The 7,618-nt window shown below is 65.4% G+C and carries 6 protein-coding genes; 2 read left to right on the plus strand and 4 right to left on the minus strand.

Features of this window, described 5'->3' with window-relative positions; genetic code table 11:
* The 4 genes from WBB14_RS16080 to WBB14_RS16095 all read right to left on the minus strand — a co-directional run.
* On the minus strand, nucleotides 1-1,281 hold a 1,281-nt coding region (locus WBB14_RS16080; protein WP_424240725.1), incomplete at its 3' end, for an FAD-dependent monooxygenase.
* 121 nt (nucleotides 1,282-1,402) lie between these two features.
* Complete coding sequence (locus WBB14_RS16085; protein WP_332016310.1) at nucleotides 1,403-2,101, minus strand: DUF6776 family protein; 699 nt, start codon at nucleotides 2,099-2,101, stop codon at nucleotides 1,403-1,405.
* A 147-nt stretch (nucleotides 2,102-2,248) separates the two neighbouring features.
* Nucleotides 2,249-2,935 (minus strand): N-acetylmuramate alpha-1-phosphate uridylyltransferase MurU, encoded by a 687-nt coding sequence (gene murU / locus WBB14_RS16090; RefSeq protein WP_424240726.1) that lies wholly within the window; start codon nucleotides 2,933-2,935, stop codon nucleotides 2,249-2,251.
* Nucleotides 2,935-3,975, minus strand: a complete 1,041-nt coding sequence (locus WBB14_RS16095; RefSeq protein ID WP_424240727.1) for an aminoglycoside phosphotransferase family protein — start codon at nucleotides 3,973-3,975, stop codon at nucleotides 2,935-2,937. Before WBB14_RS16095 ends, murU begins: the two co-directional genes overlap by 1 nt.
* Nucleotides 3,976-4,144: 169 nt before the next feature.
* Here WBB14_RS16095 and WBB14_RS16100 point away from each other — a divergent pair, with 169 nt between their 5' ends.
* Together WBB14_RS16100 and WBB14_RS16105 are read left to right on the plus strand one after the other, a co-directional pair.
* Entirely contained in the window at nucleotides 4,145-6,541 is a 2,397-nt protein-coding gene (locus WBB14_RS16100; protein ID WP_424240729.1) for an LPS-assembly protein LptD, read from the plus strand.
* Nucleotides 6,538-7,618 (plus strand): peptidylprolyl isomerase (locus WBB14_RS16105; RefSeq protein WP_424240728.1); only part of this gene is annotated, 1,081 nt, incomplete at its 3' end. The genes WBB14_RS16100 and WBB14_RS16105, both read left to right, overlap by 4 nt.

Genomic DNA, 7,618 nt, shown 5'->3' on the forward strand with positions numbered 1-7,618 from the left:
ATCCAGCAGCAGCGCTTCGGGCGCCGGCTGGCCGGGCGCGGCGGCGGCGCCAGCTTGCGGCGCGCCATCATCCAGATTCAGCGGCGAGGCATCGTAGGAGATGGGCGCCGACTGCCGCGGGTTGATCAATTGGCGTACTCGCTCGTCCGACAGCGCCAGGCGCAGCGCGGCCTCGCGCATCAGGCGAAAGCCGAAATCCGGCGGAGCCATGAATTCGGTGCTCTTGGCGCCATAGGCCAGGTTCTGGCGGGTGGCATGGACGCGCTCCACGCTATAGCTGTCCAGCAGGCTGGCGGGGGCCTGGCCTTGCAGCACCCAGGCCAATTTCCAGGCCAGGTTGCCCGCGTCGTCCAGCCCCGAGTTCAAGCCCCGCACGCCGAATATCGGCACCAGGTGGGCGGCGTCCCCGGCGAACAGCACGCGTCCGTGGCGGTAGCTGCCCAGCGTCAGGCACTTGGCGTTGTAGATGGAAATCCACAGCGGCTTCCAGGGCGCGGTCTCGCCGATCATGTCCAGATGGCTCTGCACGCGCGGCAGCACGTTCTCCGGCTTGACGGCCTCCTCGGGATCTTCGTCGTCGCGGATCTGGTAGTCCACCCGCCAGACATTGCCGGGCTGGCGGTGCATGAGCAGGGTGGAACCGGGATTGGAGGGGGGGTCGAACCAGGCCAGGCGCTCGACGGGGCGGCTGGATGCCTGTTCGATGTCGACGATGACATACCGCCCTTCGTACTGCATGCCTTCCAGCCTCAGGCCCATGGCTTCGCGCACGGTGCTGCGGCCGCCGTCGCAGGCGATCAGCCAGTCGGCGCGCACGGTGTGGCGGCCGCCTTCGGCCTCCACCTCGGCCGTGACGCCGTCCGTGTCCGTCCGCAGGGCGGCAAGCCGCGCCGACCAACGCAGCGCGGCCAGTTCCGGATGGCGCTGCATGGCCTGGTGGGCGTACTCCTCGACGGCGTACTGCTGGATGTTGACCATCGGCGCGTAGCGTTGCAGTGGGTCGTGCGGCATCTCGAAGTGCAGCACCTCGCTGTTGCGGTAGTAGCTGCGGCCTCCGGTCCAGGCCAACCCCGTGGCCGTCAGGGGACGATCGGCGCCGACCCAGCCCATGATTTCCTGCGACCGCCGCGAAATGCAGATGGCGCGGCTGCCGCTGCAATAGTCGTCGTCGGCCTCCAGGGTCAGCGTAGCGATGCCGTATTCGGCCAGCAGGGCGGCCAGCATCAGGCCCACCGGGCCGCCGCCGGCAATCAGGACGGGAACGTGCGCGGGTAGCGGCATGATGTCTCCATATATTTGTTGTTCACGCAACTATATTCGCAAAAGGTTGCGTGCACAACTACATTTCCGGGACAAAAAAAACCCGCCGGATCAGGGCGGGTCTTTGGGATGGCGTGGCGTATCAGTTGCGCACGTAATAGATACGCATCGCCTGCTGTTTCTGCGCGCCGTCCAGCACGCGCAGCACCACGACCTTGGCCGTGAAGCCGTCCGGCAGCTTCAGCTGGCCCAGCGCGTAGTCGTAGCGGTCGACGTTCAGGGCGGGGCCTTCCGGCGTGACGGTGGCGGCGCGGCCATTGGGGTAGGTGCCGTCGACGGAGAAGGTCAGCGTGCCCTTGAACGGCGCGCCCTGGCGTTCTTCGCGCATGACCAGCACCTGGTAATCCAGCAGGCCGGGCGCGCGCTTGAAGGTGGCGGAGCGGATGCCCAGGTTGCCGCCGCGCGGGTCGGCCGGCATGGCGTCCTGGAACAGCACCAGTTCCTTGTTCAGCGTGTCGATCTTGCTGCGGGCGTCGGCCAGGTCGGCGGTCAGTTTTTCGTGGCCGGACTTGTTGGCGTCGCGCTGCTGGGTGGCTTCCTCGAGCTGGCTTTGCAGGCGCTGGCGCTCAAGATTGGCCGTGCTCAGCTCGCTGTGCAGCTGCTCGGACTGTTCCACGGTCAGGCGTTGCGGACCGTAGTTGGTCTGCAGGAAGAGCACGCCGCCGGCGCCCAGGGCGATGCCCACCAGCAGCAGGACCAGCCAGCGCGGCATGCGGCGCGTGCGTTGGCCGGGCTGGTACACGGAGGGCTTGAACACAGCCCGTTGCGATCTTCCGAACATCCCCATTCCTAGAAAACTTCCTGTATGTTTGCTCGCCCGCGCGCAGCGCGCGCAGGTCAAAGCGCTAGAGAATACCCCGTTAGCCGGGGCGGTTGGGTGCGCGGACAAGCCTGGTTGCGCACCTTGATATTGTGAAATATGTGGGCATCAGCGACCCTGGCCGGTGAGTTCGGCATCCAGGTCCGCCAGCCGTTGCGGCGTGCCGACATCCGTCCATTTGCCCTCATGGCGCGCGCCGCGCACCAGGCCACGGGCCATGGCATGCCGGAGCAAGGGCGCCAGGGGCGCCGCCCCGCCCCGGGGGACGTCGGCGAACAACGAGGGATGGTAGACGCCGATGCCTGCAAAGGTCAAACGAGGTTCGCCCTGGGCATGGACGCTGCCGTCGGCCTGCAGCCGGAAATCGCCGGTGGGGTGCTGCGGGGGGTTGTCTGCCAGCAGCAGCCAGGCGCCGCCGTCCGGGAGGGCGATTGCCAGGTCCTCCGCCGCGGCCGGATCCCAGTCGCACCACACGTCGCCGTTGATGACCAGGAAAGGCTGGTCGCCCAGCAGGGGCAGCGCCCGGGCGATCCCGCCCGCGGTTTCCAGCGCGGTCGCCTCCGCCGAATAGCGGATGTGCACGCCGTGCGCTGCGCCATCGCCCAGCGCCCGTTCGATCTCGTGGCCGAGCCAGGCGTGGTTGATGACGATGTCGCGGATGCCGGCGGCCGCCAGCCGGCGCAGGTGCCAGACGATGAGCGGCTGGCCGCCCACGGCCAGCAGGGGCTTGGGCAGGCGGTCGGTCAGCGGGCGCATGCGTTCGCCGCGGCCCGCGGCGAGGATCATGGCCCGCATCAGAACGTGTACCCGACGCTAACCTGGCGGTCGTCCAGTTTGTCCAGCAGGCGCAGCAGCGGCGTGAAGACGCTGTAGCGCTGGGCCACCTGGCGCACGTAGCCGTTCATGCGCGGAATGTGCGCCAGGTAGTGCGCCTTGCCGTCGCGGTGGTTCAGGCGGGCGAACACGCCCAGGATGCGCAGGTTGCGCTGCAGGCCCATCCATTCATAAGCGCGGTGGAATTCGGCGAAATCCGGGTCCACCGGCAGGCCTGCCGCCCGCGCCATCTCCCAGTAGCGGATGGCCCAGTCCAGCTGCTGCGGCTCTTCCCAGGTGGTGCGGGCGTCGGTCACCAGCGAGGCCAGGTCGTAGGTGATGGGGCCGATGAGCGCGTCCTGGAAGTCGATGATGCCCGGATTCGGGCCGTATTGCGGCTGGTCGCAGACCATCAGGTTGGGCGAATGGTAATCGCGGTGCACCAGCACCTGGGCCTGTCCGCCATTGCTGGTGGACAGCAGCGCGAAGATCTTTTCCAGCGAGCTCGCGGTCTTGTCGTCCAGCGTCGCCCCGTGGTGCTTCTGCACGTACCACTCCGGGAACAGCTTGAGTTCATCGGCCAGGCGGGCGGTGTCGTAAGTGCCCAGGCCGGCGGTGGACGCTTGCTGCAGGCGGACCAGCGTGGCCAGGGCTTCGCGGTACAGCGTCTGCAGTTCGCTGTCCGGCAGTCCCGCCTGGATGCGCTGGTAATAGGTCTGCTCGCCCAGGTCGGACAGCAGCAGCAGGCCCTGGTCCAGGTCCTGTTCCAGTACGGCGGGCACGTTGAGGCCCACGTCCGCCAGCAAGCGGTCCACGTGCAGGAAGGGGCGGCAATCCTCGTGCGCGGGCGGGGCATCCATGACTATCAGGGTGCGCTCGCCGGCGTCCAGCCTGAAGTAGCGGCGGAAACTGGCGTCGGCGGACGCCGGGCGCAGCGTGTCGATGGCCAGGCTCAGGCTGGCGGGCAGGCTGCCCAGCCAGCCGCGGATCTGCTCCAGGCGGGGGTCGTGATCGTTTTTCAAGGAAGATCCGTGTCAGAAAGGCAATATTGCTGAGAATTGTGTCCCGAGCACATAAGTCTGGGCCTATGGCGCGGCTTCTCTATAATACCGGCTCGTTTCCGTTAGCATTGGCCCTCCGTGGGTGCCGGTGTCGCGTTCCCACCATCGTCAAAAAGGGCTGTTTTCACTCGTGCGCAAGGTTCGATGGTTGATCCTCTCCGCTGTCAGTGTCGCCGCCGGAGCCGTCCAGGCCCAAGGCAGCCAGGGCAGCGTTCCCGCCGCGTCGTCGACCTCGGCGACTCCCGTGTTGCGCACTTCGCCGGGCCTGCGGATCCACCGCCTGCCGGACGACAGCATTCCCGCCTTCATGGAGGCAGACTCCATTGATGGCGACCCTGATTCCGACCTGACCCTGACAGGCAACGCCCAGGTGCGTCGCATCGACAGCGTGATCAAGGGCGATCGCATCAACTACCGCAAGGACACGGGCGAGCTCGACGTCCAGGGCAGCGCGCGCATGATGCGCGACGGCACCCTGGTGGTCGGGCCGAACGCCAAGTTCAACGTCGACAAGTCCTCGGGCGAGATCGAAAAGCCCAATTTCTGGATGGGCGCCAACGGCGGCTTCGCGGTCGCCGAGCATGCGGACATCTTCAGCCGGTCGCAGATGCGGATGCAAACGGTGACATACAGCGGCTGCGCTTGCGAAACGCCGTCCTGGTACATCAAGGCCAAGACCGTCGATATCGACTTCGACGAGAACGAAGGCGTGGCGCGTAGCGGCGTGCTGTATTTCAAGGACGTGCCTATTCTGGCGTCGCCCTATATGACCTTCCCGGTCAAGAAGGAGCGCAAGTCGGGTTTCCTGATGCCGACTTATGGCACCACCAGCCAGGGTGGCCTAGATTTTTCGATTCCGTACTACCTGAATCTGGCGCCAAACTATGACCTGACCGTACAGCCGCGCTATTTCTCCAAGCGCGGCATACAGCTTGGCGGGGAGTTCCGCTATCTCGGGCCAGGTTATACGGGCACAGTGGTAGGCACCTATCTGCCCAATGACAGTCTCACTGACAGCGACCGCTGGATGTACTTGTGGCGTCACCAGCAGACGTTTTCGCATGGGTTCTACGCGGATTGGGATGTCGCTAAAGTTTCGGACGATAACTATTTCCGCGACATCTCCCAGCTGGGCCTGAACCAGGCGTCAACCACTTACTTGCCGCAACGCGGCCGCGTGGGCTGGGCTTCGGACTACTGGAGCACGTACGTCCAAGTCTACAAGTACCAGACGCTGCAAGACCCCGATGCGCCGTTGGTTCCTCCGTACGATAAGGTGCCCGAACTGTATTTGCGTGGCGCACGCTACGACTGGGGCGGTTTCGACGTCGATTGGACCTCCACTGCCGTACGCTTCAGCATTCCTAACGTGGGTGGCGTACGCCAGGGACCTCAGGGCGATCGCCTGCAAACTTACCCGACGGTTTCATATCCGATCGTGAAGCCGGGTTGGTTTATCGTGCCAAAGGTAGGCGTGAACTACACGCAATACCAGACTAGTTGGTACGGTAAAGATTGGCTGCGCCTGAACAGCGGGACCGCGGATGCGGGCACTTCGCTGGGTTATGCACGGTCTCAATCTCGAACGGTGCCGATCATGTCGATCGACTCAGGCTTGGTTTTCGAGCGCGATACCTCGCTTTTCGGCAAGGCGTCCATCCAAACCCTGGAACCGCGCCTGTACTACCTGTATGTGCCGTACCGCGATCAGTCGAAGATACCTGTATACGACACATCGTTGGCGGATTTCAGTTTTTCGCAGGCGTTCGAAGAGAACATTTATTCTGGTGGCTGGGACCGCATCGCGAATGCGAACCAGCTGACCGCGGCGTTGACGACGCGCTGGCTGGATGCCAACACCGGGTTTGAGCGGATGTCGCTCGGTGTGGCGCAACGGCTGTACTTTGCAGACCAGAAGGTCACGCTGCCTGGCGAGATTCCCCGCGAAAACGTGCGCTCGGACTTCCTTGTGGGCGCCAGCGCGGCCTTGACCGACACGCTCAGCACCGACGTAGCCGCGCAATACAATCCCTACGACAGCAATTGGTCGCGCGGATTGATCAGCGCGCGCTGGACGCCGCAACGTTTGACGACGGTAGCGGTGTCGTACCGCTACCAGCGCGATCCTCAACCCGGCGTCCAGTATCAGGCGCAGGGGCAGAACCAAGTGAGCCTTGCGGTGCAATGGCCCTTCTCCAAGCGTTGGTATGGCGTGGGACGGGTGGATTATTCGCTGCGCAACGGTCCCTCCAGCACGCTGGCCAACACGACGGATTCGCCCCGCGTCACGCAGGCCATCGCCGGCCTGGAGTACAAGGGAGATTGCTGCTGGGTGGGCCGCATGGTCTATCAGCGGTATGCGGTCTCCGCCACGGACGCCAACTCGGCGCTGTTCTTCCAGCTTGAGCTGACCGGCCTGGGTTCCCTGGGAACCGACCCGATGAACCTGCTGAACAGAAGTATCCCCGGCTACTCGCGCATTACGCCGCCAGTGCCCACCGGGACCACATTTGAAAGGTATGAATGATGCGTAGGTTGCACTCTTTGCGCCGCCTCTCCGGCAATGCGCTGCTGTTGGCCGCGTGCGCCGGCTTGCCCGTGGCCCATGCGGCCGAGCAGGGCGGCAAGGCCGCGAACAATGGCGCCAAGCCGAATTCCGCCGCGCAGAAAAACGCCGCGCCGGCGCCCGCGCCGCAGCGCGAGCAGTTCGTCGACGGCATTGCCGCCGTGGTGGACAAGGACGTGATTACGTTGCGCGAATTGCGCGACGCGTCCCAGCGTATTTCAGGCGAGTTGAAATCCCGCGGCATCCAGGTGCCCGATGACCAGACCCTGCAGCATCAGGTGCTGCAACGCCTGATCATGGAGCGCGTGCAGCGCCATGAAGCAGACCGCTTGGGCATACGCGTGGACGACGCGCAAGTCGATCAGGCCATCCAGACCATCGCCTCCCGCAACAAGATCACCGTGGCCCAGTTGCGCCAGGAAATCGAAAAATCCGGCACTCACTGGGACGGCTACCGCAAGTCGCTGCGCGACGAAATCCGCACCGATCGTCTGCGCCAGCGCGCGGTGGATTCGACGATCGTGATTTCCGATACTGAAGTCGACGCCTTCCTGAAGGATCAGCGCCGCAATCCGGCGTTCGGCGCGGCGCCGCAGACGGCCCCGCAGCCGCAGGCCCAACCACAGCCCCAGCCGCAGCCCGAACCCCAGCAGGCTGCCGCGCCGTCGGGGCCGATGCTTTACGCCCTGGCCCAGATCCTGGTGCGTGTGCCTGAAGGTTCGTCGCCCGAGCAACTGGCCGCGCTGCGCAAGAAGGCCGAAGGCCTGCTGGCGCAAGCCAAGCGCGGCGACGACTTCGCCAGCCTGGCCGCCGCAGCCTCGGACGGTCCTGAAGCCCTGCAGGGCGGCGTCATGGGCGTGCGCCCGCTGGACGGCTGGCCTGACCTGTTCGTGCAGGCCGTCGGTAACTTGCAGAAGGGCCAAGTCAGCAGCCTGATCCAGAGTGGCAACGGCTTTCACATCATCAAGGTGATGGACCGGGGCACGGCCCAGCCCGCGCCCGCCCGCACGGCCCGCGCTCCGGCTCCAGCCCAGGCGC

The organism is Achromobacter sp., assembly GCF_049647645.1.
Taxonomy (GTDB): domain Bacteria; phylum Pseudomonadota; class Gammaproteobacteria; order Burkholderiales; family Burkholderiaceae_B; genus Achromobacter.